The organism is Chelatococcus sp. XZ-Ab1 (assembly GCF_029309855.1).
In the GTDB taxonomy this organism is placed as follows: domain Bacteria; phylum Pseudomonadota; class Alphaproteobacteria; order Rhizobiales; family Beijerinckiaceae; genus Chelatococcus_A; species Chelatococcus_A sambhunathii.
Map to the genome: position 1 here is coordinate 30,204 of NZ_JARKII010000003.1, position 26,226 is coordinate 56,429.

Sequence of the window (26,226 nt, forward strand, 5' to 3'; positions counted from 1 at the left end):
GAGCGGACTTGCCTCTAGGCTGTGTTGACAAAGAGAGGCCGAGCAGCTTTCGGGTGGCACGGGCCGGCGCGATGCCTATGCTTGCCGCCGGAGGATTTGCCGGACCATGCTGGACAGCGCGATCAAGACCCTGCCCGCCGTCGACGACCTGCCCGTCACGGAGGGTGCGGCTACGGCCGCCGGCGACTATGAGCGCGTGCGGCGCATCATCGCCTTCATCTCCGAGCGCTGGCGCAGCCAGCCCTCGCTCGACGACATGGCCGCCCATGCAGGCCTGACGACGACGCAGGTGCACAATCTCTTCCGGCGCTGGTGCGGCCTCTCCCCCAAGGCCTTCCTGCAGGCGATCACGCTCGACCACGCGCGGGCCCTGCTCGATGCCTCCGCAAGCGTACTCGAAACGGCCTACGAAGTGGGACTGTCGGGCCCTGGTCGCCTGCACGATCTCTTCGTCACCCACGAGGCGATGACGCCGGGTGCCTACAAGGCCGGCGGCGCGGGCCTCGTCATGTCCTACGGCTTCCACCCCTCGCCCTTCGGCGAGGCCATCCTCGTCGCCACGGACCGCGGCCTCGCCGGCCTTGGCTTCGTTGACGGGGGCGACCGCGAGGCCGCGCTCGCCGACATGCGCCGGCGCTGGCCTCGGGCGCATTACGTGGAAGACACCTCCGTGACCAGGCCGCTCGCCGCGCGCATCTTCGATCCCGCCATGTGGCGGGCCGACCGGCCGCTCAAGGTCGTCCTCATCGGCACGGACTTCGAGGTGCGCGTGTGGCGCACCCTGCTCAAGGTACCGCTCGGCCGCGCCACCACCTATTCGCAGGTTGCAGAGCACATCGGCAAGCCGAGCGCGGCTCGCGCCGTCGGCGCTGCCGTCGGCAAGAATCCCATCTCCTTCGTCGTACCATGCCACCGTGTGCTCGGCCGTTCGGGCGCCCTCACCGGCTATCACTGGGGCCTTACGCGCAAGCAGGCCATCCTCGGCTGGGAGGCCGGACGGGCAGGCGGCTGAAGCCGCCTCCCGTTCAGGGCAAGCCGCGGGCAGGTGCGGCCGCAAGCCTTGCGAAGCGCCACCCCCGCATCCATCTCATGGCAGAAGACACCGCCGCCGGGCGCATGTGACAGTCGCCTTGCCTGCCGCAGGGCCTGTCCTTATATACGCGCCCGACGTGCGGATTGTCGGTTAGGGGCGCAGCGCGACAGCCAAGGCCGCGATGTGCCTGAGTTTGGTTAGAGTCAAGCCATGGGCCGGATCGCTTCGGGATCCGGCACGGCGGTCTGCTTGAAAGTGAGGGATCACATCCATGGGTAAGGTTATCGGTATCGACCTCGGCACCACCAATTCTTGCGTCGCTGTGATGGAAGGCACGACGCCCAAGGTGATCGAGAACGCGGAAGGCGCCCGCACGACGCCCTCCATCGTCGCCTTCACCGACGACGGCGAGCGCCTCGTCGGCCAGCCGGCCAAACGCCAGGCGGTGACGAACCCCGAGCGCACCTTCTTCGCCATCAAGCGCCTCATCGGCCGCACCTTCGACGACCCGATGACGAAGAAGGACATGGGCCTTGTGCCCTACAAGATCGTCAGGGCGGGCAACGGCGACGCCTGGGTCACGGCCGACGGCAAGGAATATTCGCCGTCGCAGATCTCCGCCTTCACGCTGCAGAAGATGAAGGAGACGGCAGAAGCCTATCTCGGCCAGAAGGTCGAGCAGGCCGTCATCACTGTTCCGGCCTATTTCAACGACGCCCAGCGCCAGGCCACGAAGGACGCTGGCAAGATCGCCGGCCTCGAGGTGCTGCGCATCATCAACGAGCCGACAGCGGCCGCGCTTGCCTACGGCCTCGACAAGAAGTCGAACGGCACGATCGCTGTCTACGACCTCGGCGGCGGCACCTTCGACATCTCGATCCTGGAGATCGGCGACGGCGTCTTCGAGGTGAAGTCGACCAACGGCGACACCTTCCTCGGCGGTGAAGACTTCGATATGCGCCTCGTCGAGTATCTCGCCGACGAGTTCAAGAAGGAGCAGGGTATCGACCTGCGCAAGGACAAGCTCGCCCTGCAGCGCCTCAAGGAGGCCGCCGAAAAGGCGAAGATCGAGCTGTCCTCGGCGCAGCAGACCGAGATCAACCTGCCCTATATCACAGCCGATGCCTCCGGGCCGAAGCATCTGGCGCTGAAGCTGACGCGTGCCAAGTTCGAGGCGCTGGTCGATGATCTCATCCAGCGCACCATCGAGCCGTGCCGCAAGGCGCTGAAGGATGCGGGCCTCTCCGCCGGCGCCATCGACGAGGTTGTCCTCGTCGGCGGCATGACGCGCATGCCCAAGGTGCAGGAGGTCGTGAAGCAGTTCTTCGGCAAGGAGCCGCACAAGGGCGTCAATCCGGACGAGGTGGTGGCCATCGGCGCCGCCATCCAGGCCGGCGTGCTGCAGGGCGACGTCAAGGACGTGCTGCTCCTCGACGTGACCCCGCTGTCGCTCGGCATCGAGACGTTGGGCGGTGTTTTCACGCGCCTCATCGAGCGCAACACGACCATCCCCACCAAGAAGAGCCAGGTGTTCTCCACCGCCGAGGACAACCAGACGGCGGTCACCATCCGCGTCTTCCAGGGCGAGCGCGAGATGGCGGCCGACAATAAGCTGCTCGGCCAGTTCGACCTCGTCGGCCTGCCGCCGGCCCCGCGCGGCGTTCCGCAGGTGGAGGTGACCTTCGACATCGACGCCAACGGCATCGTCAACGTCTCGGCCAAGGACAAGGCGACCGGCAAGGAGCAGGCCATCCGCATCCAGGCCTCGGGTGGCCTGTCGGAGGCGGACATCGAGAAGATGGTGAAGGACGCCGAGGCCCACGCCGCCGAGGACAAGAAGCGGCGCGAGTTGGTCGAGGCGAGGAACCAGGGCGAGAGTCTCATCCACGCCACCGAGAAGTCGCTCAAGGAGCACGGCGACAAGGTGGGGGCTGCCGAGAAGGGCGCCATCGAGGATGCGATCGCCGCCCTCAAGACCGCGCTCGAGGGTGAGGATATCGCCGGCATCCAGGCCAAGACCAACGACCTGATGCAGGCCTCCATGAAGCTCGGCGAGGCCATCTACCAGGCCTCGCAAGGCGGTGAGGCCGGCGCTGAATCCGCCGATGGCGCAGGTCAGGCCAAGGACGACGTGATCGATGCCGACTTCCAGGAAGTCGACGACGACAAGAAGAAGAGCGCGTAACCCGCGCATAACGGGGCCCGGCGCTTGCGCCGGGTCCCCTCGTCATTGCATGTTGAATTCATCTCCCGCGCGCCGGCATGGCGTCCGCATGGAGAAGGCCCAGGGGATCGGCCCGGTTCGATCGTCGAGGACGAGGTCGCATGGCCAAGGCTGACTACTACGAAATACTCGGCGTTGAGCGCGGCGCTTCTGATGGCGAGCTCAAGAGCGCCTTTCGCAAGCTCGCCATGCGCTACCATCCCGACCGCAACCCTGGTGACCATGCCGCTGAAGCGCGCTTCAAGGAAATCAACGAGGCCTACGAGGCCCTGAAGGACCCGCAAAAACGCGCGGCCTATGACCGCTTCGGCCATGCCGCCTTCGAGCAGGGCGGCGGCATGAACGGCGCCCAAGGCTTCGGCGCTGACTTCGCCTCTTCCATGGCGGACATCTTCGACGACCTGTTCGGCGACTTCATGGGCCGCGCAGGCGCCCGCGGCCGCGGTAATGCCGGTGGCGGCCGCGAACGGGGCGCCGATATGCGCTACAACCTCGAGATCACGCTCGAGGACGCCTACAAGGGCAAGACCGCGACGATCACATTGCCGACCTCGATCGTCTGCGAAGCCTGCGACGGCTCCGGCGCCAAGCCCGGCTCGCAGCCGCGCCAATGCCCGACCTGCGGCGGTTACGGCCGCGTCCGCGCCTCCCAGGGCTTCTTCGCCATTGAGCGCACCTGCCCAGCCTGCCACGGCCGCGGCGAGATCATCGACGACCCGTGCGCCGCCTGTTCGGGCGCGGGGCGCGTGACGCGCGAGCGCACGCTCTCCGTCAACATCCCTCCGGGCGTCGAGGACGGCACGCGCATCCGCCTTGCCGGCGAAGGCGAGGCGGGCCTGCGCGGCGGACCGAGCGGCGATCTCTACATCTTCCTGTCGCTGAAGCCGCATCCCATCTACCAGCGCGACGGGGCGGACCTGTTCTGTCGTGTGCCGATCTCGATGGTCACGGCCGCGCTCGGCGGGGAATTCGACGTACCGACGGTCGACGGCGGCGAAGCCCGCGTGAAAGTGCCCGAGGGCACCCAGACCGGCAAGCAGTTCCGCCTCAGGGGCAAGGGCATGCCGGTGCTGCGCTCGCGCGATTTCGGCGATCTCTACATCCAGGTGGTGGTCGAGACGCCGCAGAAGCTCACCAAGCGCCAGCGCGAGCTGCTCATGGAGTTCGAGGAAGAATCCTCGCGTGAGACGCACCCGGAAAGCACCGGCTTCTTCTCGCGCGTCAAGGACTTCTTCGAAGGCTTCGGCGGCGGCGTCAGCGGCAATGCCTGACCGGCAAGGGGCTTGACCGCGCCGGCTGGCTGTTCCAGCTATTGTTCGTCCCGAAAGACCGGAAAGTGTCGATCCGTGATTGAGCTGCGCCGCCGCGAGGAAAAGCCCCCGCTCGAAGACGAAGCCCGCTTCCTCAAGTCCTGGGTCGAGCGCCCGCTCGTCACGGGTGCGGTGAGCCCCTCCGGGCGGATGCTCGCCCGCACCATGGCAAGCTATGTCGACCCGCATCTCGACGGCCCGGTCATCGAGCTCGGCCCGGGCACGGGACCTGTCACCGAGGCGATCATCCGCCGCGGCGTGGCGCCCGAGCGCCTCATCCTCGTCGAGTTCAATCCCGATTTCTGCAAGCTGCTCAGGCGCCGCTTCCCGGCGGCCACCGTCGTCGAGGGCGATGCCTACGGCCTGGCGGAAACCCTCGGCGATAGCGCCGCCCGTCCCGCCGCCGCCGTTGTCTCTAGCCTGCCGCTGTTCACGAAACCCCTGCCCATGCGGGTCGCGCTGCTGAACGACGCCTTCGACCTGATGCGGAGCGGGGCGCCCTTCGTTCAGTTCACCTACGCGGTGGTGCCGCCCATCCCGAAGGACGCCGCGCATTATTCTGTGACTGCCTCCAACCGCGTGTGGTGGAACCTGCCGCCGGCACGCGTATGGGTCTATCGCGCCCGTCGGGCGTAGCGCGTGGCCACGGCCTTCTACCTGACGCATCCTCAGGTCGCCATCGATCCTGGCGTGCCCGTGCCCGAGTGGGGCCTGTCAGACCGCGGCCGCGAGCGCGTACGCGACACCGCCGGCCTTGCCTGGACGCGCCGTATCGGCCGCATCGTCTCCTCCACCGAGCGCAAGGCCGTCGAGACCGCCACGATCCTTGCCGAGCACCTCGGCCTTGCCGTCGAGGTGCGCGAGGCCATGCACGAGAACGACCGCTCGGCCACCGGCTTCCTGCCGCCGCCGGAGTTCGAGGCGACGGCGAATCTCTTCTTCGCTCATCCGGACGAGAGCATCCGCGGCTGGGAACGGGCCCGCGACGCCCAGCGGCGCATCGTCACCGCCGTCGAAGGCGCGCTCAAGGGCGAGGACGGCAGCCGCGATGTCTGCTTCGTCGGCCATGGCGGCGTCGGCACGCTGCTCTACTGCCACCTCACGGGCGAGGCGATCACACGGCGCTTCGACCAGGCGCCGGGCGGCGGCAATCTCTTCGCCTTCCCGATATTCGCCTTCGACAGCGGGCCGCGGAAGGTGCTACACGGCTGGCGCCCCTTCGACCAGCCGCAAAGGATACGTCCATGCAGACGAACGCTCGCGATCGCCTGATCACCGCGCTCGACGTGCCGAACGCCGACGAGGCCCTGGCGCTCGTCGATAGGCTCGGCGATGCCGTCAGCTTCTACAAGATCGGCATGGAGCTCGTTTACGGCGGGGGTGGCCTCGCCGTCGCCGAGCGGCTCGTGAAGGCGGGCAAGAAGGTCTTCCTCGACCTCAAGCTGCACGACATCCCCAACACGGTCGAGCGTGCGACGGCCCAGGTGGCACGGCTCGGCGTGCATCTCCTCACCGTCCACGGCTATCCGCAGACGATGCGCGCCGCCCATGCCGGGCGTGCCGGCACGGGTCTGAAGCTCCTCGCCGTGACCGTGATGACCTCCTACGACGACGACGATCTCATCGCCGCCGGCTATGCTGAGGGCGTCGGGCCGACCGTGCGCCGCCGCGCCGATCAGGCGAAGGACATCGGCATCGACGGCCTCATCATCTCGCCGCACGAGGCGGCCGCCCTGCGTGCCGCCCTCGGCCCGTCCATGCTGCTCGTCACGCCGGGCGTGCGCCCGGCCGGCAGCGCCGTCGGCGACCAGAAGCGCGTGATGACGCCGGGCGAGGCGATCCGCGCCGGGGCCGACCACCTCGTCGTCGGCCGGCCGGTGACGGCCGCGAGCGATCCACGCGCAGCGGCCGAGGCGATCGTCGCCGAGATTTCCGCAAACCTGACCGCCTGAGGGAGGAGAGAGAATGGCAAAAGCCTATTGGATCGGCCGCGTCGACGTCGAGGACCCGGAGGCCTACAAGGCCTATGTCGCCGCCAACGGCGACGCCTTCCGCAAGTACGGGGCCCGCTTCCTCGTGCGCGGCGGCGCTTTCGAGGCCGTGGAAGGCGGCGCGCGCCAGCGCAATGTCGTCATAGAGTTCCCGGACCGGGAGGCCGCCGTCGCCTGCTGGCACTCGCCCGAGTACAAGGCCGCCAAGGCCAAGCGCGATGGCCATGCCATCGCCGACATCATCATCATCGAGGGCTATGACGGACCGCAGCCGTCCGACGGGTGAGCCCGGCGCGCCCGCCCCTTACCGCATAAGGCCGACGCAGGCGGCGGACCTTGCCCGCCTGCCGGACGTGGAGCGCTCGGCCGGCGAACGCTTCCGGGCGAGCGATCTTGCCTGGGTCGCCGGTGAGCCGCCCGCGCTGGTCGAGAGCCACGCCCGGCACCTCGGCTGGCACTGGGTCGCGGCCGATGCGGACGATGTGCCCGTCGCCTTCCTCTTCGCCCGGCCGTGCGGCGGCATGGTCCATATCGGCGAGATCTCGGTTGCCCTGCCGCACCAGGGGCGCGGCCTCGGCCGCGCGCTCATCGCCGCCGTCTGCGCCGAGGCGCGCCGGCAGGGTTTTGCCAAGGTCACGCTGACCACCTATCGCGACATTGCCTGGAACGGGCCCTATTACGCCTCGCTCGGCTTTCGCGAGATGGCGCCGGAGGAGCAGCCGCCTTCCTGCGCGAGCAATTGGCCGAGGAGGCGCGGCACGGCCATGATCCCGCCCGCCGCGCCGCCATGGTGCTGGCGCTCGCCTGAGGGTGGTGCGGGCGCGGTCCTTGCAGGCGCGGTCTTGGCGCAAGCCCCCCGCGCCGCTATACCACCGGCCACGGCCGGGCGCAGCGGCGCCGGCCAGCGCGGGAGAGACACCATGGCGGACATGCGGCTCGTCGTCGTCGGAGCAGCCGGACGCATGGGGCGCATGCTCGTCAAAACCGTGCACGAGACACCCGGCACGGCGCTTGCCGCCGCCGTCGAGCGCGAGGGCTCGCCCTTCCTCGGCAAGGACGCGGGCGATCTCGCCGGCACCGGCAGCCTCGGCATCCCGGTGACGAGCGACGTCGCGGCCGCCTTCGCCGAGGCCGACGGCGTCATCGACTTCACCGCCCCGGCCGCCACAGCCGCCTTCGCCCGCGCCGCGGCCGGGGCCGGCATCGTCCATGTCGTCGGCACAACCGGCTTGACGGATAGCGATCTTGCCGTGCTCGCCGAGGCCGGGCGCACGACGCGGATCGTCCAGTCCGGCAACATGAGCCTCGGCGTCAACCTGCTGACGGCGCTGGTGCGCCGCGTCGCGGCGACGCTCGGGCCGGAATTCGACATCGAGGTGCTGGAGATGCACCATCGCATGAAGGTGGACGCCCCCTCCGGCACGGCCCTCATGCTCGGCGAAGCTGCCGCGGAGGGCCGCGCGGTCGGCCTGCGCGAGCATGCCGTGCGGGTGCGCGACGGCCACACCGGCGCGCGCCGGGCCGGCGACATCGGCTTCGCCACCCTGCGCGGCGGCTCCGTCATCGGCGAGCACACCGTGGTCTTCGCCGGCGACGGCGAGCGCATCGAGCTCACCCACAAGGCCGACGACCGGGCGCTCTTCGCCCGCGGCGCCCTGCGCGCAGCGCTATGGGCGCGCGAGCGCCCGGCCGGCCTCTACACCATGTCCGACGTGCTCGGCATCGCCGCGCTGTAAGCCAACCCGATCCGGAGATACCAATGGAGCGTCTTCTCGTCCTCGTCCGCCACGGCCAGAGCGACTGGAACCTGAAAAATCTCTTCACCGGCTGGAAGGATCCGGGCCTCACCGAGCAGGGCGTGGCCGAGGCGAAGGCCGCCGGCAAGCGCCTCAAGGCGCTCGGCCTCACCTTCGACATCGCCTTCACCTCGGACCTGAGCCGCGCGCAGCACACCTGCGACCTCATCCTCAAGGAACTCGGCCAGGAGAACCTCGAGACCATCCGCGACCAGGCGCTCAACGAGCGCGACTACGGCGAGCTGTCGGGCCTCAACAAGGACGACGCGCGCAAGCGGTGGGGCGAGGAGCAGGTGCACGTCTGGCGCCGCTCCTATGACGTGCCGCCGCCCGGCGGCGAGAGCCTGAAGGACACGGCGGCCCGCGTGCTGCCCTATTACATCGGCGAGATCCTTCCGCGCGTGATGCGCGGCGAGAAGGTGCTCGTGGCCGCCCACGGCAACAGCCTGCGCGCCCTCGTGATGGTGCTCGACCGGCTGACACCCGAGACGATCCCGACGATGGAGCTCGCCACGGGCGAGCCGCTCGTCTATCGCCTCAAGGCGGACACGACGGTCGAATCGAAGGACGTGCTCAAGGGCTGAGGTTCGGCCACGAGGGCGATGACACAGGCGCTGGAACTGCGGCCGGGCGTCCTGCACTGGCCCGGCTATCTCGACCGTCCGGCGCAGGACGCGCTCGCCGCCGCCCTGCGCGAGGTGGCGCGCGAGGCGCCGTTCTACACCCCGCGCATGCCGCGCACCGGCAAGCCCTTCTCGGTGCGCATGACGAACTGCGGCCCGCTCGGCTGGGTCTCGGACGAGACAGGCTACCGCTATCAGCCGACCCATCCCGAGACCGGCAGGCCATGGCCCAGGATCCCCGCCGCCCTCATGGAGGCATGGCAGGCGCTTGCCGGCTATCCGCATCCGCCGGAGGCGTGCCTCGTCAACTTCTACGGCCCCGGCGCGCGCATGGGTCTGCACCAGGACAGGGACGAGGAGGATTTCGACGCGCCCGTCCTCTCCTTGTCGCTCGGCGACACCGCCCTGTTTCGCATCGGCGGCACCGGCCGGCGCGATCCCACGGTCTCGCTGCGCCTCGCCTCGGGCGACGCCTTGCTCTTCGGTGGGCCGGCGCGGCTCGCCTTTCACGGCATCGACAGGATCATGCCGGGCACTTCGACCTTGCTCCGCGAGCCGGGCCGGATCAATCTGACCCTGCGCCGCGTCACGCGGCCCTGACAAACCATCATCGGACGGCGGCACCGCCACGCTGCCCGCCTCGCAAGGAGAACGAGCGTATGGCATCCCTGCTGCCGCGTCTTGTCACGATGGCCCTCGTGGTGGTCGCGGGCCTGAGCGCCGCGCCCTCCGTGCGCGCCGCCGAGCCGCCCTTCCTTCCGGGCCTCAGCGTCGGGTTCGAGCCGCCACCATCGATGACGCCGGCCGGCCAGTTCTCCGGCTATGTCGACGAGAGGGCGGGCGCCAGCATCATCATCGTCGAAATGCCGGCCGAGGCCTATGCCGACATCGAAAAGGGCTTCAATGCCGACGCGCTCAAGGGCCAGGGCGTCACGGTGCGCAAGCGCGCGCCCTTCGCGCTCGGCAAAGGCCTCAAGGCCTTTCTCGTCGAGGGTACGCAGAAACAGGGCACCACCGTCTTCGATAAATGGATTCTGGTGGCGACCAACGGCAAGACCACCGCCCTCGTGACGGTGCAGGCGCCAGCGACGACCGCCGGCTATGACAGCGCAACCGTCGAGAAGAGCCTGAAGACGATCGCCTTCCGCGCGCCGCCGGGCGTCGACGAGCAACTCGCCTCCCTGCCCTTCCGCATGGGCGAACTCGCCGGCTTCCGCATCGTGCGCGTCGCCACCGGCAACAGTGTGCTGATGACGCAGGGCCCCAAGGACGTGGTGCGCGAGGCCGAGCAGCCGCTCGTCATCGTCTCCTCGGGCGAAGCGGCCATTCCCGGCACGCTGGAGCAGGACCGTTTCGCCAAGCAGGCCTTCTCCACGCTGCCCGGCATCGCCAATCTCGCCATCCAGCGCATCGAGGGCAAGGACGAGAACGGCGTGCCGATGCACGAGATCGTCGCCACCGCCGACGACGTGCGCACCAAGCAGCGCCTGTTCCTGATGCAGATCGTACGGTTCGAGCGCTCCAACTACCTGCGCCTCGTCGTCATGGCGCGCGAGAACCAGCGCGGCGATCTCGAGCAGCGCGCCCGCACCATCGCCGCCGGCCTGTCGGTCGGTTCGTAAGGCTCAGCCGACAGGCGTCATCCAGCCGACCGGCGCCCCCTGCGGATCGCGCACGATGGCGACGCGCCCGACATTGGGGACGTCGACCGCCGCGCGCATGATGCTGCCGCCGAGGGCGAGGGCCCGCGCGATCGCTGCATCGACGTCGGCCACGCTGATGAAGGAGAACCAGTAGGGCTCGCGGGCTTCCGGCAGGGCGCCGCAGGCAAGGCCCGTCACGTCGCCGGCGAAGGTCTCGCCGACCCTCGCGACGAAATAATCGCCGGCAGGAATGGCGAAGGGCGCGAAGCTCCAGCCGAGCTTCGCGGCATCGAAAGTCTTGATCGCCTCGACGTTGTCGGTGCCAGCTCGTTTCCTACGAAGGTGCCGGGCATCGTCTCCTCCGCCGGTGGTAACGCATCGTCCCTCCAAAGGCGGGACGACAACGTCTGCCGACGGAGGTGGCCAGGGAGGGGGTGCCCGCGCCCGGCTTACTGGAGCTTCGGCTCGCCACCCGGCGCGGTCGCGTCGTTATCCCCGTTGCCGGGCTTGGGGCCGCCCTTGGAGACGCCGACGAGGGCCGGCCGCAGCACACGCTCGCCGATCACGAAGCCCGCCTGCACCACCTGGACCACGGTGCCGTTGGGCACACTCGGGTCCGGCACCTCGAACATCGCCTGATGCAGGTTGGGGTCGAAGCGCTCACCCTGAGGGGAGAGCTTCCGCACACCGTGCCGCTCGAGCGTCTTGAGGAGGTCGCGCTCGGTCAGTTCAACGCCTTCGACGAAGGGCTTGACGGTGTCGCTGTCGCGCACCTCTGGCGGCACGCTCTCAAGTGCGCGCTGGATGTTGTCGGCGACCGTCAGCATGTCGCGGGCGAAGCTGGTCATGCCATAGGCGCGCGCGTCCGCCACCTCGCGCTCGGTGCGCCGGCGCAGATTCTCCATCTCGGCCAAGGTGCGCAGCAGCTTGTCCTTGAGGTCGTCGCGCTCGCTGACGAGGGCCTCGAGTGCCTCGCTCGCGGCCTGCGCCGCCTCCGGCGCCGCATTCTCAGGAGCATCGGCCGCGGCAAGGGTCTCGTCGACCGGCTCGGGTCGGGTCGGCTTCTGGGTCATGCTGTTCCGTTGCTGGCTTGAACGATATTGAGGCCGATATCAGCCCTCGTAGCGGAAAAATCAAGGACTTGCCTTCGTGCGCGCCGCTTCGCCGCGCCCGGGCGGATGGCCGTCGTCCTCCTTGCGCAGCGCCTCCATCAGCGTGCGCCTGATGGCCGCCTGGCGGCTGCCGCTGACGATCTTGGCCCCGGTGAGATCCGTCACGTAGAACACGTCCACGGCCTTCTCGCCGAAGGTGGCGATATGGGCTGAGCCGATGTTGAGGTTGAGCTTGCCGAGCGCCGTCGTGAGGTCGTAGAGCAGCCCCGGCCGGTCAAGGCAGGAGACCTCGATGACCGTGTGGCGCTGCGACAGCTTGTTGTCGAGCGCCACCTCCGGCGGCACGTGGAAGGCGCGCATGCGCTCGCGCCCCGACGAGGGCCGCCTCGAATCGACGAGATCGGCGATTCGCACCTCGCTCTTCAGCGCCCGCTCGATAGCGCGGGCGATGCGCTCGCCCCGGCGCAGTTCGTCCTCGTCCTCCACGAAAGCACGCGAGACGAAGATGGTGTCGAGCGCCAGCCCGTCGGTCGTCGTGAAGATCTGCGCATCCACAATGTTGCCGCCGGCCGAGGCGCAGGCGCCGGTGATGATGGCCAGGAGGCGCGGGTGATCCGGAGCGAGCACGGTCAGTTCCGTCACCCCGCGAAAGCCGTCGGTCTCGACAGCCGTCGCCGTCGTGTCGCCGCGCGCTTCCGCTGCAGCAAGGAAACGGGCGTGCTTCACGCGGCGCGGCAGTTCCACCTTGAGCCAGTAGGCAGGATAATGCCGTCCGGCATAAGCCTCGAAGGCCGCGTCCGTCCAGTCCGGCAGGGCCTCGCGCAGGGCGGCCTGGGCGCGCCGGACGCGCTCCGCCTGCCCGACGCCCGAGTGGCCGCCGGACAGCACGAGTTCCGTCTCGTAATAGAGCGTGCGCAGCAGCTCGCCCTTCCACCCGTTCCACACCCCCGGCCCCACCGCCTTGATGTCGCAGACGGTGAGGATGAGGAGCAGCTTGAGTCGTTCCATCGTCTGCACGAGGGCGGCGAAATCGGCGATGGTGCGCGGATCGGCCAGGTCGCGGCTCTGGGCGACCGTGGACATGACGAGATGGTTCTCGACGAGCCAGGCGAGGGTGTCGATCTCGCCCTCGTCGAGGCCAAAGCGCCTGCCGAGCCGCCGGGCGACGCGCGCCCCGGCGATGGAATGGTCCTCGTCCCGCCCCTTGGCGATGTCGTGCAGGAAGAGCGCCAAATAGAGCACGCGCCGGTGGCGGATGCCCCCGATGATGCTGTTCGCGAGCGGATGCTCGGCCTCGAGCCGCCCGGCCTCGATCTCGGCAAGGACGCCGACAGAGCGCAAAAGGTGCTCGTCCACCGTGTAGTGGTGGTACATGTTGAACTGCATCATCGCGACGATGCGGCCGAAATCCGGCACGAAGCGGCCGAGCACGCCGACCTCGTTCATGCGCCGCAACACGACCTCCGGCGCATTGCGCGAGGTCAGGATGTCGAGGAAGAGACGGTTCGCCTCCTGGTCCTCGCGCACCGCCCGGTCGATGAGCTTGAGCGAGCGGGTGGCGAGGCGGCTCGCGTCGGGGTGGATGGCGCGGTTGTGCCGGTCGGCCAGCCAGAACAGGCGGATGAGGTTGACCGGATCGCGCAGGAACACCTCCTCGTCGACCACGGTGATGCGGTTGTTCTCGATGGCGAAGCCCGCCACCTCGAGGGCGCTGCGCCGGGATCCGCGCAGGCGGCGCACGAAGCGGTCGAGCATGGCGCGCGGCTTCTCCTGCCGCGCCTCGAGGGCCGCGCAGACGATCGCCGTCAGGTCGCCGACGTCCTTGGCGACGAGGAAATAGCGCTTCATGAAGCGCTCGACCGCCGAGAGCCCGCCGTGGGCGCCGTAGCCGATGCGGGCGGCGATGAGGCGCTGCAGGTCGAAGGACAGGCGCTCCTCCGCCCGGCCAGTGGCGAAATGCATGTGGCAGCGCACCCGCCAGAGGAATTCCTCGCAGCGGTGGAACAGCTTGTATTCGGCCTGGGTGAACAGCCCCGCCTTGACGAGTTGGCGCTGGTCGCGCACGCGATAGACGTATTTGGCGATCCAGAACAGGGTGTTGAGGTCGCGCAGGCCGCCCTTGCCTTCCTTGACGTTGGGCTCGACGAGATAACGCGAGGCGCCGCGCTGGGAGATGCGCGCGTCGCGCTCGGCGAGCTTGGCCTCGACGAAGGCCTGGGCCGTGCCCTCGACGATCTCGGCATCGAACCGCGTGAGGAAGTCCTCGTAGAGCGCCTTCTCGCCGGTGAGATAGCGCGTCTCGAGCAGCGCGGTGCGGATCGTCATGTCCGCCCGCGCCTCGCGCAGGCAATCGTCCACCGAGCGCGTGGCGTGGCCCACCTTCAGCTTGAGGTCCCACAGGATGTAGAGCATCGCCTCGACGACGCTCTCGCTCCAGGCGGTCTTCTTATAAGGGAGGAGGAAGAGGAGATCGACGTCCGAGCCCGGCGCCATCGTGCCACGGCCGTAGCCGCCGGTGGCGACGACAGCGAGGCGCTCGCCGGTCGAGGGATTGTCCACCCGATAGAAATGGCGCACCACGACGCCGTAGACGGCCCGCACGACGCCGTCCATGAGCGCACAGAGCCGGCGGGCGCAGGCGAGCCCGTCCTGCTCGGCGAGGAGCTTCTCCTCCACCGCCGCCCGTCCCTTGACGAGCCCGGCCGAGAGGCAGGCGATGAGCTCGCGCCGCAGCCGGTCGCGATCCTGGCCGTGGCGCGCCTCCAGCGCCGCGACCTCGGCCGCGATGTCCTCCGATCCGTAGATGGGCCCCGTTCTGCGATCCATGCCCGATGGCTCCCCGCGTCGTCGTTCGCGCAATAGCACAGGCCGTGCCAAAGGGCATGGTCTGCGAGCGCCTTGACGCCCGCCGCCGCACGGCGCACACGGGAAGATACGCGCCCCCGACAACGACGGCGGCGCCCCGCCGACCGACGAGGACGATCCATGGACGCCCAGTCCCTCCGCGCCCTGCAGGCGCCGCTCAAGAACGCCTATCGCGAAAACGCCGACGCCGCCCTCGTCACCCTCAAGGCGCGCGGCGCTCTGGACGAGGCGAACATCGCCTGCAAGGTGGAGACCGGCCGCGCCCTTGCAGTGGCGGGCCTCCACCCGGCGACGGGCGGCACGGGCCTCGAGCTGTGCTCGGGCGACATGCTGCTGGAGGCCCTGGTGGCCTGCGCCGGCGTCACCCTCAAGGCGGTCGCGACCGCGCTCGAGATCCCGCTGCGCTCCGGCACGGTGGAGGCCGAGGGCGACCTCGATTTCCGCGGCACACTGGGCGTCGACAAGGAGGCGCCGGTCGGCTTCCGGGCCATCCGCTTGTCGTTCACGATTGATACCGATGCGCCGCAGGACAAGCTCGACCAGCTGATGAAGCTGACCGAGCGCTATTGCGTCGTCTACCAGACCTTGGCCAAGGGACCCGCCCTGGAGACCCGCCTGCAGCGGGCCTGAGCACTGGCCGACAGGCCCTCATGCGCTGGCGCGGACGCGGCTCAGGCACTCCGCCGCCGCTCGATCGCGTCCCACACCGACACGGCGAGGTCGGGCCCGCCGAGGCGCTTGATGGCGCGGATGCCGGTGGGTGACGTGACGTTGATCTCGGTGAGCAGGCCGTCGATCACGTCGATGCCGACGAGCACGAGGCCCCGCTCCCTGAGGGCTGGGCCAATCGTCTCGCAAATCTCGCGCTCGCGCGCCGTCAGATCCGTCGGCTTCGCCGCCCCGCCCCTCACCATGTTGGAGCGGATGTCGTTCTCCGCCGGCACGCGGTTGACGGCGCCGGCCGCCTCGCCGTCGACGAGGATGATGCGCTTGTCGCCATCCTTCACCTGCGGCAGGAAGCGCTGGATGACCCATGGCTCGCGGAAGGTCGCCGCGAAGAGGTCGTAGAGCGAGCCGAAATTCGGGTCGTCGCGCGCCACGCGCAGCACGGCCGCCCCGCCATGGCCGTAGAGCGGCTTCATGACGATCTCGCCCATCTCGCGGCGGAAGGCCTCGATGTCGTCCCTGTCGCGCGTGATCAGCGTCGGCGGCATCAGGTGCGGGAATTCGGTGACGAAGAGCTTTTCCGGCGCGTTGCGCACATGGGCGGGATCGTTGATCACCAGCGTCCGGGGATGCAGGCGCTCCAGCATGTGCGTGGTCGTGATATAGGCAAGATCGAACGGCGGATCCTGCCTGAGGAGGATGACGTCGATGCGAGAGAGGTCGATGCGCTCCGGCTCGCCGAGGCTCGCGTGTTCTCCGGCCACGTCACGCACGCGCACCGGATGGGCCTTCGCGGTGATCATGCCGTCGCGCATCGAGAGGGTGTCGGGGGTGTAGTAGAGCAGGTCGTGCCCGCGCGCCTGCGCCTCCAGCATCAGGGCAAACGTCGTGTCGCCGGCGATGTTGATGCGCTCGATAGGGTCCATCTGCACGGCAACGGTGAGGCCCATGGTCGGTGTCCTTTCTCGAAACCATCCCTATATGGCGTGGCCCCGATCCATGCGCGAGGGCGCGGCTGAAGGCAAGCGCCCGCGCGAACGGCCGTTCAATCGATGGCGAGGGACAGGACCGCCGGCAGGTGCCGCGGCAGGCTGCGCGGGGCGAGGAAGACGGCGTCGCAGCGCAGCGTCAGCCCCGCCGCCCAGGGGTTGCGCGCCAGCCAGTGCCGCACGCAGCGGGCCATGCGCGCCGCCTTCTGCGCCGAGATGGCCCCGCGCGCATCGTCGAGCCGGGCGCGGGCCTTGACCTCGACGAAGGCGACGGTGTCGCCGCGGCGGGCGATGAGGTCAATCTCGCCGCCGGCGGCGGCATAGCGCCGGGCGACGATACGGTAGCCCTTGAGGGTGAGGACGAGCGCGGCCAGCACCTCGGCACGCAGCCCGGCCCGCTGCGCGCGGGCCTGTCGGCTCGGCTGGCGATCGCGGGCCGCCGCGCTCACGTGTCCGCCTCGCCGAGCCGGAGCGCGCGCTGGTAGACCTCGCGTTTCGGCAGGCCCGTGGCGCCGGCGACGAGGGCCACCGCATCCCTGAGCGAATGGCCCGAGAGCGCCTCCTTGAGCATGTGCTCGACGTCAGCCTCGCTGTGGCGCTCCGCATCGACCGACTTGGGCCCGATCAGGACCACGATCTCGCCCTTCGGCGGTGCCTCGGCCCCATATTCGACCGCCAGCGCGGCAAGGGAGCCGCGCCGTACCGTCTCGTAGAGCTTGGTCAGTTCGCGCGCCACCGCCGCCGGCCGCTCGCCGAGGACCGCCGCCGCGTCAGCCAGCATCTCGGCGAGGCGCCGGGGCGATTCGAAGAACACCAGCGTGCCGGGAATGGCGCCGATCTCGGCCAGCCGCGCGCGCCTTGCGGCGCTTTTGGCCGGCAGGAAGCCCTCGAAGAAGAAACGGTCCGTCGGCAGGCCCGAGACGACGAGCGCTGTCAGCACGGCCGACGGACCGGGCACGGTGGTGACGGAGATGCCTTCGGCCAGCACCGCCTCGACCAGCTTGTAGCCGGGATCCGACACGAGCGGCGTGCCGGCATCGGACACGAGCGCGAGCGCTTCGCCAGCCTTCAGCCGGGCGAGGACGCGCGGGCGCATCTGCGCCGCATTGTGCTCGTGATAGGCGAGGAGCGGCGTCGTGATGCCGTAGTGGGCGAGCAGCGTCTTCGTCACCCGCGTGTCCTCGGCGAGGATCGCATCGGCCGCCGCGAGCGTGCCGAGCGCCCGGAAGGAAATGTCCTTCAGATTGCCGATGGGCGTCGCGACGAGATGCAGCCCCGGCGCGAGCGGCTCGGCCTCGGCCGCGAGGCCGAAGGCGGTGAAGCGCGCCACGGGCCGCCCGGTGGCGTCACCCCGGCCTGCTGCATCCCGCCCCGCGATGTCCCTGATTCTGCTCGTCATGACCGTCCCTGCCGCCGCGACCCTGGCATGCCGCGCCCCTGTTCACGAGAATTTTGCCACGCGCCTTTCGCCTTCCATAGCAGACGCCGCCTCGCTCTGGGCAGATCATGCGCGCCGGCGGCCGGAAGGGGAGCGTTTACTTTTGGTTGCGATCCTTGCGCGACTTGCGAAGAATGCCGGCTCATTCGGCCCGCTGCCGGCCGCACCCCAGCCGAGAGGTGTTCAGGAGTCTGCCGTGACGCGCTTCCTTGCCCGCAATCTTGCCCGCCCGGACGCGGCTCCCTCGCTCTGGCGTCGCCTCAAGCAGGCAGCGCTGGTCCTGGCGACGGGCGCGCTCGTCGCCTCGTGCAGCGGCGGCCTGTCGAACATGACGGGCACGGACGGCGTAGCGCCCGAGTCCGCCGCGCCCAGCGTGCCGGGCACCACTATCGGCACCGGCAACGTCAAGGTGGCGCTGCTCCTGCCCTTGTCGGCCGGCGGCCAGGCCGGGGCGGCCGCCATCTCCCTGCGCAATGCCGCCGAGCTCGCCATGAGCGAGTTTAGCGAGCCGGACATCCAGATCCTCGTCAAGGACGATCGCGGCACGGCCGACGGGGCGCGCGCCGCAGCCCAAGCGGCCATCTCCGAGGGCGCCGAGCTCATCCTCGGGCCGCTCTTTGCGGATGCGGTGCGCGCCGCTGGACAGGTCGCCCGTGGCGCCGGCCGGCCGGTGATCGCTTTCTCGACCGATGCCGGCGCTGCCGCGCCGGGCGTCTATCTCCTGAGCTTCATGCCCGAATCGGAGGTGGAGCGCGTGGTCGCCTATGCTGCGCGCCAGGGGCAGCGGTCCTTCGCCGCGCTCATCCCCAATACGGCCTATGGCCGCGTCGCCCAGGCCGCCTTCCAGACCGCGGTGGCCCGCAACGGCGGGCGCATCGTCGCCATGGAGACCTTCGACCGCGCCAGTGCCGCGGCCCAGGCAGCGAAGATCGCGGCGGTTGCGGGCGGCGCCTCGCCGCAGGTCAATGCCGTCTTCATCCCGGACAGCGGCGATTCGCTCATCGCCGTCGCCCAGGCACTGCAGGGCGCCGGCGTCGACCCGCAGAAGGTGCGCATGCTCGGCACCGGCGTGTGGAACGAGGCGCGCGTCTTCTCCCAGGCCGGCCTGCAGGGCGGCTGGTTCGCCGCGCCCGAGACGGCCGGCTTCAATGCCTTCGCCCAGCGCTACCGCGCCAAGTACGGCAGCGACCCCACGCGCATCGCCACGCTCGGCTATGATGCCGTCTCGCTCGCCGCTGCGCTCGTGCGCACACAGGGTCAGCAGCGCTTCAGCGAGCCGGTGCTGACCAATGCCTCCGGCTTCGCCGGGGCGGACGGCGTCTTCCGCTTCAACCCGAACGGCACCAATGAGCGCGGTCTCGCCGTGCTCGAAATCCGCAACGGGACGGCGGTCTCGGTCTCCCCGGCGCCCCGCCAGCTCGGCGCCGGCGGCTGATCCTTCAGGCCGCGAGGTCGGCCACCAGCGCGTCGAGAACGGGAAAGCCCGCCTCCGACACGCGCAGCCGGCCCGCCGCATCGCGCGTGATGAGCCCGTCGGCGATCAGCGCGTCGAGCCGGCCCGCATCGAGCGGCCGACCGGCGAGCGCGGCAAAGCGCGCCGGATCGATGCCCTCCACAAGGCGCAGGCCCATCAGCAGAAATTCATCTCCTTGCGCTTCCTCCGAGAGCGTCTCGCGACTCTCGACGCCGTGGCCGTCGCGCTCCACCGCCGACAGCCATTCCTCCGGTCCGCGAATCGTCGCCGTCGCGACGCGCCCCTTATCCGTCACAAGGCGCCCGTGCGCTCCCGGCCCGATGCCGGCATATTCGCCGTAGCGCCAGTAGACGAGGTTGTGCCGGCACTCGGCGCCCGGACGGGCATGGTTGGAAATCTCGTAAGCCGGCAGACCGCGCCGGGCGCAGACCTCCTGCGTCACGTCATAGAGCGCGCGCCCGGTCTCGCTGTCCGGCACCGTGAGCTTGCCGGCATTGAACAGCCGCTCGAACCAGGTGCCCGGCTCGATGGTGAGCTGGTAGAGCGACAGGTGCTCGACGGCATAGCCGATGGCCTCCTCAAGCTCGGCCGCCCATTCGGCCGGCGTCTGGTGCGGGCGGGCATAGATGAGGTCGTAGGAATAGCGCTCGAACGTGTCGGCCGCGATGCGCACGGCGGCGAGCGCCTCGGCCGCGGTGTGCATGCGCCCAAGGCGGCGCAGGTCCCTGTCGTTGAGCGCCTGCACGCCGAGCGACACCCGGTTGACGCCGGCGTCGCGATAGCCGCGGAAGCGCTCGGCCTCGACGCTCGTCGGGTTTGCCTCCAACGAGATCTCGGCGCCCGGCGCGACCGACCAGTGCTTCGCCACCGCATCGAGGATGGCCCCGACCGTCGCCGGCCGCATGAGCGAGGGCGTTCCTCCGCCGAAGAAGATGCTCGTCACCTCGCGCGGGCCGGTCAGCGCGGCATTGTGGGCGATCTCGCGCTCGAAGGCGGCGATGAAGCGCGGCTCGTCGACCTGCGCGTGCCTCACATGGCTGTTGAAGTCGCAATAGGGGCACTTCGAGGCGCAGAACGGCCAGTGCAGATAGACGCCGAAGCCGGCATCGGCGGTGGGATGGGTCAAGGCTCGTCCTGCCGCGTTGATCGATGATGATCGTTTATATGCATTCGCGCGCATTCAAGGGAGCGCACCGCAGTTCCCCTCGCCCGCTTGTGGCGGGAGGGGCTTTGGCTGGGGCACCTGCACCGCGAATGCCCGCAGCCCGGTCGGCGATCCGCCCCAAACCCCGGTCCTCCCCACGACCTTGTGGGGGAGGGAGGAGCAGCAGGCGCTGCCGCCCTTTCGTTTCGCCTACCCGGCCCCCGTGTCCTTTCGAAGGCAGGCCGCCGCCAGCCTCGAGAAGGCGCGCGCCCGGTGCGACAGGCCCTCGCCGTGGCCCCAGCCGTGCTTCTCGTCGCTTGCCATCTCGCCGAAGGTGCGTTCGTGCCCGTCCGGCTGGAACATCGGGTCGTAGCCGAATCCCCGGTCTCCACGCGGTGGCCACACCAGCGTGCCGAAGACGCGGCCCTCGAACAGTTCCTCGTGCCCGTCCGGCCAGGCGACCACGAGGGCGGAGACGAAATGCGCCCGCCGCTCCTCGGCGCTCGTCGCCCCGCGGCGGGCGAGTTCCTCCTCCACGCGCCGCATGGCATGAGCGAAATCCTTGCCCGACCCGGCCCAGCGGGCGGAGAAGATGCCCGGGGCACCGTCGAGCGCGGCAACGCAGATGCCGGAATCGTCGGCGAGCGCGGGCAGGTCCGCAGCCTTCGCCGCCGCATGCGCCTTCAGTGCCGCATTCTCGGCGAAGGTCATGCCGGTCTCCTCCGGCTCGGGCAGGTTGAGGTCGCCGGCCGAGACAGCCGAGACGCCGAAGGGCGCCATGAGCTCCTGCATCTCCCTGAGTTTGCCCGCATTATGCGTGGCGATGACGATCCTGCCTTCGAGCCTGCGCGCCATGGTCTCACCCCGCTCACATCACGGCCATCTTCTGCAGGTCGACGAGCTTGGCCGTGCCCGCTCGCGCAAGCTCGACGAGGGTCATCAGTTCCTCCACCGAGAAGGGTTTGCCCTCCGCCGTGCCCTGCACCTCGACGAGCCCGCCCGAGCCGGTAATGACAAAATTGGCATCGGTCTCGGCCGCTGAATCCTCGGCATAGTCGAGATCGAGCACCGGCGTGCCTGCAAAGATGCCGCAGGAGACGGCGGCGACATGGTCCTTCAGGGCCTCCCCCTGCACCATCGAGCGCGCCTTCATCCAGGCGAGGCAATCGTGCAGCGCGACCCACGCCCCGGTGATGGCCGCCGTGCGCGTGCCGCCGTCCGCCTGCAGGACGTCGCAATCGATGACGATTTGCCGTTCGCCTATAGCGGAAAGATCGACCACGGCGCGCAGCGAGCGGCCGATGAGGCGCTGGATCTCGTGCGTGCGGCCGGAGGGGCGGCCGCTCGTGACCTCGCGGCGCGTGCGCTCCAGCGTGGCGCGCGGCAGCATCGAATACTCGGCCGTCACCCAGCCGCGGCCGGTGCCGCGCAGCCATGGCGGCCCCCGCTCCTCGAGCGAGGCGGTGCACAGGACATGCGTGTCTCCGAACTTCACGAGACAGGAGCCTTCGGCATAGCGCGCCACCGCCCGCTCCAGCGAAACCTTGCGCAGTTCGTCCGGCGCACGCTTGGATGGCCTCATCGCTTCTCTCCTCCGGCCCTCGGCCGCTCGTCCATGGTTTGCGATGCTTCTAAGCGGCTTTGGCGGGCGTGGGAACAGCCTTTCGTGCACGGTGGCGAGCCGGACCCGCCGGCTCGGGCCGCGGCTGGGCCGCGCCTCTCCCCCCTGTCCCCGGGGGCTTGCCCCGCCTTTCCGCGAGGTCCACACTGGCTGCTTCCGCCCCGCGTCCTGCGCCCCCTTCCGCGGCGCTTGGCGGGGCACGATCCGGCACGGGGCGGACTGGCCGGAATGAGCGCCGCGGCGGCCGAGGGCCGCCGGGAGGAGCGCCATGACAACCTATATCGTGCTCGCCAACTGGACGGACCAGGGCATCCGCAACATCAAGGAATCGCCGAGCCGGCTCGATGCGGCCAAGAAGGCGCTGACCGACATGTCCGGCGCCATGCGCGCGTTCTACCTGTGCATGGGCGACTGCGACATGGTGCTCGTCATCGAGGCGCCCGACGATGCGGTCGCCGCCCGCTTCGCCCTCCAGGTCGGCCAGCTCGGCAATGTCCGCACGCGCACGCTGAAGGCCTTCCCCGAAGCGGCCTATCGCGAGATCATCGCCTCCCTGGCCTGAGAGCTGCCGCGCCTTGCCGCCATCGAGGGCAGGCCGCCGCTCCAGCCGCTGCGACACGAGGCGCTGTCTGATCAGCGACCGCCGGTCACACGCACGAAGGCCCCGGTGACATAGGAGGCCGCATCCGACAGGAGGAAGAGGATGGTGCGCGCCACCTCCTCCGCCGAGCCGGTGCGGCCCATCGGGATGAGCGGCGTGAGCCGCGCCAGCCGCTCGGGTGCGTTGGAGCTCCGGGCGTGGATGTCGGTCTCGATGAGGCCGGGCTGCACGGCATTGACGCGGATGTTCTCGCCCGCGAGCTCCTTCGACAGGCCGATGGTCAGCGCATCGATGGCTCCCTTGGAAGCCGCATACCAGACATATTCGTTCGGACCACCGAGCAGCGAGGCAGCCGATGAGACGTTGACGATTGAACCGCCACGCCCGCCATGCTTCGGCGACAGGCGCCGGATCGCCTCCTGCGCCGCGAAGATGGCCCCGGTCACGTTGACGTCGATGCAGGCGCGGATCGTCTCGCTCGACGCGGCATCGAGGCGGCTGACCTGCCCGGTGATGCCGGCGTTGTTGACGAAATGGGTGAGGCGTCCGAGCCTGTCGTCGATCTCGGCGAAGAGCCGGCGGATGTCCTCTTCCTCGCCCATGTCCGCCTTGAAGGCCTCGGCGCGCACGCCCTTGGCGCGGCATTCGGCGACAAGCGTCTCGGCCGCTGTGGCATCGCTGACATAATTGACAGCGACGTGATAGCCCTCGGCGGCGGCAAGCCGGCAGGTTGCGGCGCCGATGCCGCGGCTGCCGCCCGTGACGAGAAGAATGCGATCCATGGGGTCCCTCCGGTCGTGTTTCGGGATCTTGCCCTTGTCCGTCATGGGAGCGCGGCGGGCCCACTCGCGTCAATGGCCGCCGCATCGGAGCCGCCATGCCCGGAACGGGAGGGTCACAGCCATGGACAGGAGGCGGCGGACGCGGCACAACGGCACCGCCGCATCGGGCGGCACCCGGTGGGTTGGAGCCTGACACGCGATGCCCGAACTGCCCGAGGTCGAGACGGTGAGACGAGGCCTCGAGCCGGCGATGGTCGGCGCCAGCATCACGGCCGTCGACCAGCGCCGGCCGGATCTGCGCTTACCCCTTCCGGAGCGTTTTGCCGAGCGGCTGCAGGGCCGCGAGATCGTCGCGCTCGGCCGGCGCGCCAAATATCTGATGGCGGACCTTTCCGGCGGCGACATTCTCGTCATGCATCTCGGCATGACCGGCCGCTTCATCGTCGAGGAGGCGGGCGGCGCACTGCGCGAGCCCGGCGACTTCTACCAGGAGGCCGGCCGCAACGCCGCCCACGATCATGTCGTGTTCCAGCTCTCCAATGGCGCCCGCATCACCTACAACGATGCCCGCCGCTTCGGCTTCATGACGCTCGTGCCCCGCAGCGAGCTCGATGCCCATCCGCTCTTTCGCCGCCTGGGAGTCGAGCCGCTGGGCAATGCCCTCGACGGTGCGCTCGTCGCCCGCCTCTTTGCGGGGCGGAAGACGCCGCTCAAGGCGGCGCTGATGGACCAGCGCCTCATCGCCGGCCTCGGCAATATATATGTATGCGAGGCGCTGCACCGGGCCGGCCTGTCGCCGCTGCGCGCCGCCGGCACGCTCATGACGAAGGCCGGCCGGCCGACGGCGGCGGCCGGCCGGCTCGCGTCGGCGATCCGCGACGTGCTGAGCGAAGCCGTCGCCGCCGGCGGCTCGACGCTGCGTGACTACATGAAAACGGATGGCTCGCTCGGCTATTTCCAGCACGCCTTCCGCGTCTACGACCGCGAGCATGCGCCCTGCCTGACCCCCGGCTGCCGCGGCACCGTCGCGCGGCTCGTCCAGTCCGGCCGCTCCACCTTCTGGTGCAGCCAGTGCCAGCGGTGAGCGCATGAGAAGGCGGCGGCGGCTTTGCGCGAATGCATATGGACGCGGGCATCCACCTTCGGGTAGCCGTTCAGCAACCCCATTGGAGGACTTCGCCCATGGCCTATGAAACCATCCTCGTGGAGACGCGCGGCAAGGTCGGCCTTGTCACGCTCAACCGTCCTGAGGCTCTCAACGCCCTCAACTCGCAGCTCATCGGAGAGCTCAACACGGCGCTCGACGGCTTCGAGAAGGATGCGGGCATCGGCGCGATCGTCATCACCGGCTCGCAGAAGGCCTTCGCGGCCGGCGCCGACATCAAGGAGATGCAGAACCTCTCCTATCCTGAGACCTATCTCGAGGATTTCATCACGAACTGGGACCGCGTGGCCAGCCGGCGCAAGCCGATCATCGCCGCCGTCGCCGGCTTCGCCCTCGGCGGCGGCTGCGAGCTTGCCATGATGTGCGACATCATCATCGCCGCCGACACGGCGAAGTTCGGGCAGCCGGAGATCAAGCTCGGCGTCATGCCGGGCGCCGGCGGCACCCAGCGCTTGACGCGCATCATCGGCAAGGCCAAGGCGATGGAGCTGTGCCTGACCGGCCGCATGATGGGCGCCGAGGAGGCGGAACGCTCCGGTCTCGTGGCGCGCATCGTTCCGGCGGCGGATCTTCTGGATGACGCGCTGAAGACGGCGGCGACCATTGCCGACATGTCGCTGCCCATCGTTATGATGACGAAGGAGAGCGTCAACCGCGCCTACGAGACGACGCTTTCCGAGGGCATCCGCTTTGAGCGCCGCCTCTTCCATGCGATGTTCGCCACCGGGGACCAGAAGGAAGGCATGGCCGCTTTCGTGGACAAGCGCAAGGCGGACTTCAAGAACCGCTGACCGGTCTCTATAGAGGAGGCGCATGTCCGATCCGGCAGGGGAGGCCGGTCATCCATGGCCGGTCTCGAACTCGACATCGTCGCCCTGCTTGCGGTCGTGGCGGTCGCCGCCGGCTTCGTCGACGCCATCGCCGGCGGCGGCGGCATGATCACGGTGCCGGCCCTGATGCTGGCGGGACTCGACCCTGTCACCGCCGTCGCCACCAACAAGCTGCAAGGCACCTTCGGGGTGGCGGTCGCCACCCATCGCTTCGCCCGCGCGGGGATGATCGACTGGCACGGAGCCGCGCCCTTCGCGGTTGTCGCGGGCATCGCCGCGGTCATTGGGGCCCTCGCCGTCAAGGTGCTGCCGGTCGCGCTCGTGGCCGCCGCGATGCCGATCCTCCTCATGGCCATCGCCGTCTATTTCGCCGTCTCGCGCAAGGTGCGCGACGAGGATGCGCGCGCCCGCATCGGCCGTCTCGCCTTCACCTTCGCCGTCGTGGCCCCTGTCGGTTTCTACGATGGGCTGCTCGGACCCGGCGCAGGCTCCTTCTACATGCTGGGCTTCGTCACGCTGCTCGGCTTCGGCGTGGTACGGGCAACGGCCCATACCAAGCTGCTCAATTTCGCGAGCAATCTCGGCGGGCTCATGCTCTTCGCCGCGACCGGGGCCGTCCTGTGGCCGCTCGGCCTCGCCATGGCCGCGGGCCAGCTCGTCGGTGCCCGTCTCGGCGCCGGCATGGCCCTGCGCCACGGCGCGCGCCTCATCCGCCCGCTCATCGTCGCCGTCTGCTGCCTGATGGCGCTGCGCCTCCTGCTCGACGGCGCCAATCCGCTCGGTCAGTGGCTGCGGGGCCTGCTCCTCTGACAGCCCGCCGACGATTCCCGGCCGCCGAATGCGACAGGCCGTTGACGCTCGGGCTGCGAGAGACTATAAGCCCGCCCTCATGGACAGCGGCTTGATCGCTGTCATTTCC

The 26,226-nt window shown here is 69.5% G+C and carries 27 protein-coding genes and 1 pseudogene; 18 read left to right on the forward strand and 10 right to left on the reverse strand.

Going from position 1 to position 26,226, the window contains the following annotated elements; all coding sequences use genetic code 11:
* The first annotated feature begins 106 nt into the window (after positions 1 to 106).
* The 12 genes and pseudogenes from P2T65_RS06045 (at position 107) to P2T65_RS06100 (ending at position 10,599) form a co-directional block, all read left to right on the forward strand.
* The gene (locus P2T65_RS06045) at positions 107 to 1,012 is read left to right on the forward strand and encodes a bifunctional helix-turn-helix domain-containing protein/methylated-DNA--[protein]-cysteine S-methyltransferase (protein ID WP_055460748.1); all 906 of its coding nucleotides are present in this window, start codon (positions 107 to 109) and stop codon (positions 1,010 to 1,012) included.
* A gap of 292 nt (positions 1,013 to 1,304) precedes the next feature.
* Positions 1,305 to 3,218: a molecular chaperone DnaK gene (gene dnaK / locus P2T65_RS06050; RefSeq protein WP_055460749.1), complete on the forward strand. Its 1,914-nt coding sequence runs from the start codon at positions 1,305 to 1,307 to the stop codon at positions 3,216 to 3,218.
* Between the two features lie 140 nt (positions 3,219 to 3,358).
* A complete protein-coding gene (gene dnaJ / locus P2T65_RS06055; RefSeq protein ID WP_063189702.1) occupies positions 3,359 to 4,528 on the forward strand; it encodes a molecular chaperone DnaJ in 1,170 nt (389 codons plus the stop codon).
* Positions 4,529 to 4,603: 75 nt separating this feature from the next.
* Positions 4,604 to 5,203 (forward strand): phospholipid methyltransferase, encoded by a 600-nt coding sequence (locus tag P2T65_RS06060; RefSeq protein WP_055460751.1) that lies wholly within the window; start codon positions 4,604 to 4,606, stop codon positions 5,201 to 5,203.
* Between the two features lie 3 nt (positions 5,204 to 5,206).
* A complete protein-coding gene (locus tag P2T65_RS06065) occupies positions 5,207 to 5,839 on the forward strand; it encodes a histidine phosphatase family protein (RefSeq protein WP_276199410.1) in 633 nt (210 codons plus the stop codon).
* Positions 5,812 to 6,519 carry an orotidine-5'-phosphate decarboxylase gene (gene pyrF / locus P2T65_RS06070; RefSeq protein WP_276199411.1) on the forward strand — a complete coding sequence of 236 codons (708 nt, stop codon included), beginning with the start codon at positions 5,812 to 5,814 and terminating at the stop codon, positions 6,517 to 6,519. The genes P2T65_RS06065 and pyrF overlap by 28 nt, the downstream gene beginning before the upstream one ends.
* 13 nt (positions 6,520 to 6,532) lie before the next feature.
* Positions 6,533 to 6,844, forward strand: coding sequence for a DUF1330 domain-containing protein (locus tag P2T65_RS06075; protein WP_019403854.1), 312 nt, complete (start codon positions 6,533 to 6,535; stop codon positions 6,842 to 6,844).
* Positions 6,816 to 7,262: pseudogene (locus tag P2T65_RS06080) on the forward strand (GNAT family N-acetyltransferase); the annotation flags it as partial. The gene P2T65_RS06075 and the pseudogene P2T65_RS06080, both read left to right, overlap by 29 nt.
* A 225-nt stretch (positions 7,263 to 7,487) precedes the next feature.
* A complete protein-coding gene (gene dapB, locus P2T65_RS06085) occupies positions 7,488 to 8,294 on the forward strand; it encodes a 4-hydroxy-tetrahydrodipicolinate reductase (RefSeq protein WP_276199534.1) in 807 nt (268 codons plus the stop codon).
* Positions 8,295 to 8,317: 23 nt separating this feature from the next.
* Positions 8,318 to 8,938, forward strand: a complete 621-nt coding sequence (locus P2T65_RS06090; protein WP_055460755.1) for a 2,3-bisphosphoglycerate-dependent phosphoglycerate mutase — start codon at positions 8,318 to 8,320, stop codon at positions 8,936 to 8,938.
* Between the two features lie 18 nt (positions 8,939 to 8,956).
* Positions 8,957 to 9,577: an alpha-ketoglutarate-dependent dioxygenase AlkB gene (locus tag P2T65_RS06095; RefSeq protein ID WP_276199412.1), complete on the forward strand. Its 621-nt coding sequence runs from the start codon at positions 8,957 to 8,959 to the stop codon at positions 9,575 to 9,577.
* A gap of 59 nt (positions 9,578 to 9,636) precedes the next feature.
* Positions 9,637 to 10,599, forward strand: a complete 963-nt coding sequence (locus tag P2T65_RS06100; protein ID WP_055460757.1) for a hypothetical protein — start codon at positions 9,637 to 9,639, stop codon at positions 10,597 to 10,599.
* Positions 10,600 to 10,602: 3 nt separating this feature from the next.
* Here P2T65_RS06100 and P2T65_RS06105 read toward each other — a convergent pair whose 3' ends face one another.
* Genes P2T65_RS06105 through P2T65_RS06115 form a run of 3 tightly spaced genes read right to left on the reverse strand, consistent with a single transcriptional unit; the run spans position 10,603 to position 14,558 of the window.
* Positions 10,603 to 11,010 carry a VOC family protein gene (locus P2T65_RS06105; RefSeq protein WP_276199413.1) on the reverse strand — a complete coding sequence of 136 codons (408 nt, stop codon included), beginning with the start codon at positions 11,008 to 11,010 and terminating at the stop codon, positions 10,603 to 10,605.
* 59 nt (positions 11,011 to 11,069) lie between these two features.
* Entirely contained in the window at positions 11,070 to 11,693 is a 624-nt protein-coding gene (gene grpE, locus P2T65_RS06110; RefSeq protein ID WP_063189692.1) for a nucleotide exchange factor GrpE, read from the reverse strand.
* 60 nt (positions 11,694 to 11,753) lie between these two features.
* A complete protein-coding gene (locus P2T65_RS06115) occupies positions 11,754 to 14,558 on the reverse strand; it encodes a [protein-PII] uridylyltransferase (RefSeq protein ID WP_276199414.1) in 2,805 nt (934 codons plus the stop codon).
* A 159-nt stretch (positions 14,559 to 14,717) separates the two neighbouring features.
* On the opposite strand from P2T65_RS06115, the gene P2T65_RS06120 reads away from it, so the two are divergent.
* Positions 14,718 to 15,227, forward strand: a complete 510-nt coding sequence (locus P2T65_RS06120) for an OsmC family protein (RefSeq protein WP_055460760.1) — start codon at positions 14,718 to 14,720, stop codon at positions 15,225 to 15,227.
* A gap of 41 nt (positions 15,228 to 15,268) precedes the next feature.
* Here P2T65_RS06120 and gshB read toward each other — a convergent pair whose 3' ends face one another.
* From gshB to rsmI, 3 genes are all read right to left on the reverse strand, one after another.
* Positions 15,269 to 16,213 carry a glutathione synthase gene (gene gshB, locus P2T65_RS06125; RefSeq protein ID WP_276199415.1) on the reverse strand — a complete coding sequence of 315 codons (945 nt, stop codon included), beginning with the start codon at positions 16,211 to 16,213 and terminating at the stop codon, positions 15,269 to 15,271.
* A 95-nt stretch (positions 16,214 to 16,308) separates the two neighbouring features.
* Positions 16,309 to 16,701: a YraN family protein gene (locus P2T65_RS06130; RefSeq protein ID WP_055460762.1), complete on the reverse strand. Its 393-nt coding sequence runs from the start codon at positions 16,699 to 16,701 to the stop codon at positions 16,309 to 16,311.
* Complete coding sequence (gene rsmI, locus P2T65_RS06135) at positions 16,698 to 17,651, reverse strand: 16S rRNA (cytidine(1402)-2'-O)-methyltransferase (protein WP_072249581.1); 954 nt, start codon at positions 17,649 to 17,651, stop codon at positions 16,698 to 16,700. The genes P2T65_RS06130 and rsmI overlap by 4 nt, the downstream gene beginning before the upstream one ends.
* Positions 17,652 to 17,886: 235 nt before the next feature.
* Between rsmI and P2T65_RS06140 the strand changes: the two genes are divergently transcribed.
* Positions 17,887 to 19,125: a penicillin-binding protein activator gene (locus P2T65_RS06140; protein ID WP_276199416.1), complete on the forward strand. Its 1,239-nt coding sequence runs from the start codon at positions 17,887 to 17,889 to the stop codon at positions 19,123 to 19,125.
* A 4-nt stretch (positions 19,126 to 19,129) separates the two neighbouring features.
* On the opposite strand, the gene hemW is transcribed toward P2T65_RS06140, so the two are convergent.
* The 3 genes from hemW to rph all read right to left on the reverse strand — a co-directional run bounded on the left by hemW (position 19,130) and on the right by rph (position 21,890).
* The gene (gene hemW / locus P2T65_RS06145; protein WP_276199417.1) at positions 19,130 to 20,344 is read right to left on the reverse strand and encodes a radical SAM family heme chaperone HemW; all 1,215 of its coding nucleotides are present in this window, start codon (positions 20,342 to 20,344) and stop codon (positions 19,130 to 19,132) included.
* 174 nt (positions 20,345 to 20,518) lie between these two features.
* On the reverse strand, positions 20,519 to 21,163 hold the full coding sequence (gene rdgB, locus P2T65_RS06150) for an RdgB/HAM1 family non-canonical purine NTP pyrophosphatase (protein ID WP_055460765.1): 645 nt from the start codon (positions 21,161 to 21,163) through the stop codon (positions 20,519 to 20,521).
* Between the two features lie 13 nt (positions 21,164 to 21,176).
* The gene (gene rph / locus P2T65_RS06155) at positions 21,177 to 21,890 is read right to left on the reverse strand and encodes a ribonuclease PH (RefSeq protein WP_055460766.1); all 714 of its coding nucleotides are present in this window, start codon (positions 21,888 to 21,890) and stop codon (positions 21,177 to 21,179) included.
* A gap of 307 nt (positions 21,891 to 22,197) precedes the next feature.
* Between rph and P2T65_RS06160 the strand changes: the two genes are divergently transcribed.
* Positions 22,198 to 22,491 carry a GYD domain-containing protein gene (locus P2T65_RS06160; protein WP_055460767.1) on the forward strand — a complete coding sequence of 98 codons (294 nt, stop codon included), beginning with the start codon at positions 22,198 to 22,200 and terminating at the stop codon, positions 22,489 to 22,491.
* 71 nt (positions 22,492 to 22,562) lie between these two features.
* Here the strand turns inward: P2T65_RS06160 and P2T65_RS06165 are convergent, their stop codons facing one another.
* Positions 22,563 to 23,312 carry an SDR family oxidoreductase gene (locus tag P2T65_RS06165; protein ID WP_063189682.1) on the reverse strand — a complete coding sequence of 250 codons (750 nt, stop codon included), beginning with the start codon at positions 23,310 to 23,312 and terminating at the stop codon, positions 22,563 to 22,565.
* A 199-nt stretch (positions 23,313 to 23,511) separates the two neighbouring features.
* On the opposite strand from P2T65_RS06165, the gene mutM reads away from it, so the two are divergent.
* The 3 genes from mutM to P2T65_RS06180 all read left to right on the forward strand — a co-directional run bounded on the left by mutM (position 23,512) and on the right by P2T65_RS06180 (position 26,117).
* A complete protein-coding gene (mutM, locus tag P2T65_RS06170) occupies positions 23,512 to 24,396 on the forward strand; it encodes a bifunctional DNA-formamidopyrimidine glycosylase/DNA-(apurinic or apyrimidinic site) lyase (RefSeq protein WP_276199418.1) in 885 nt (294 codons plus the stop codon).
* 98 nt (positions 24,397 to 24,494) lie between these two features.
* The gene (locus P2T65_RS06175) at positions 24,495 to 25,268 is read left to right on the forward strand and encodes an enoyl-CoA hydratase (protein WP_055460770.1); all 774 of its coding nucleotides are present in this window, start codon (positions 24,495 to 24,497) and stop codon (positions 25,266 to 25,268) included.
* Between the two features lie 54 nt (positions 25,269 to 25,322).
* Positions 25,323 to 26,117 carry a TSUP family transporter gene (locus tag P2T65_RS06180; protein ID WP_055460771.1) on the forward strand — a complete coding sequence of 265 codons (795 nt, stop codon included), beginning with the start codon at positions 25,323 to 25,325 and terminating at the stop codon, positions 26,115 to 26,117.
* Positions 26,118 to 26,226: the final 109 nt, after the last annotated feature.

Bases quoted from the DNA above. Each gene is read 5' to 3' on its own strand.
- P2T65_RS06090 (WP_055460755.1), top strand. From the start codon at position 8,318: ATGGAGCGTCTTCTCGTCCTCGTCCGCCACGGCCAGAGCGACTGGAAC.
- hemW (WP_276199417.1), bottom strand. From the start codon at position 20,344: ATGCGCGCGAATGCATATAAACGATCATCATCGATCAACGCGGCAGGA.
- mutM (WP_276199418.1), top strand. From the start codon at position 23,512: ATGCCCGAACTGCCCGAGGTCGAGACGGTGAGACGAGGCCTCGAGCCG.
- P2T65_RS06120 (WP_055460760.1), top strand. From the start codon at position 14,718: ATGGACGCCCAGTCCCTCCGCGCCCTGCAGGCGCCGCTCAAGAACGCC.
- rsmI (WP_072249581.1), bottom strand. From the start codon at position 17,651: ATGACGAGCAGAATCAGGGACATCGCGGGGCGGGATGCAGCAGGCCGG.
- P2T65_RS06095 (WP_276199412.1), top strand. From the start codon at position 8,957: ATGACACAGGCGCTGGAACTGCGGCCGGGCGTCCTGCACTGGCCCGGC.
- P2T65_RS06175 (WP_055460770.1), top strand. From the start codon at position 24,495: ATGGCCTATGAAACCATCCTCGTGGAGACGCGCGGCAAGGTCGGCCTT.
- P2T65_RS06160 (WP_055460767.1), top strand. From the start codon at position 22,198: ATGACAACCTATATCGTGCTCGCCAACTGGACGGACCAGGGCATCCGC.
- rph (WP_055460766.1), bottom strand. From the start codon at position 21,890: ATGAGGCCATCCAAGCGTGCGCCGGACGAACTGCGCAAGGTTTCGCTG.
- gshB (WP_276199415.1), bottom strand. From the start codon at position 16,213: ATGGGCCTCACCGTTGCCGTGCAGATGGACCCTATCGAGCGCATCAAC.
- dnaJ (WP_063189702.1), top strand. From the start codon at position 3,359: ATGGCCAAGGCTGACTACTACGAAATACTCGGCGTTGAGCGCGGCGCT.
- P2T65_RS06180 (WP_055460771.1), top strand. From the start codon at position 25,323: ATGGCCGGTCTCGAACTCGACATCGTCGCCCTGCTTGCGGTCGTGGCG.
- P2T65_RS06115 (WP_276199414.1), bottom strand. From the start codon at position 14,558: ATGGATCGCAGAACGGGGCCCATCTACGGATCGGAGGACATCGCGGCC.
- dnaK (WP_055460749.1), top strand. From the start codon at position 1,305: ATGGGTAAGGTTATCGGTATCGACCTCGGCACCACCAATTCTTGCGTC.
- grpE (WP_063189692.1), bottom strand. From the start codon at position 11,693: ATGACCCAGAAGCCGACCCGACCCGAGCCGGTCGACGAGACCCTTGCC.
- P2T65_RS06075 (WP_019403854.1), top strand. From the start codon at position 6,533: ATGGCAAAAGCCTATTGGATCGGCCGCGTCGACGTCGAGGACCCGGAG.
- P2T65_RS06045 (WP_055460748.1), top strand. From the start codon at position 107: ATGCTGGACAGCGCGATCAAGACCCTGCCCGCCGTCGACGACCTGCCC.
- dapB (WP_276199534.1), top strand. From the start codon at position 7,488: ATGCGGCTCGTCGTCGTCGGAGCAGCCGGACGCATGGGGCGCATGCTC.
- P2T65_RS06165 (WP_063189682.1), bottom strand. From the start codon at position 23,312: ATGGATCGCATTCTTCTCGTCACGGGCGGCAGCCGCGGCATCGGCGCC.
- rdgB (WP_055460765.1), bottom strand. From the start codon at position 21,163: ATGGCGCGCAGGCTCGAAGGCAGGATCGTCATCGCCACGCATAATGCG.
- P2T65_RS06100 (WP_055460757.1), top strand. From the start codon at position 9,637: ATGGCATCCCTGCTGCCGCGTCTTGTCACGATGGCCCTCGTGGTGGTC.
- pyrF (WP_276199411.1), top strand. From the start codon at position 5,812: ATGCAGACGAACGCTCGCGATCGCCTGATCACCGCGCTCGACGTGCCG.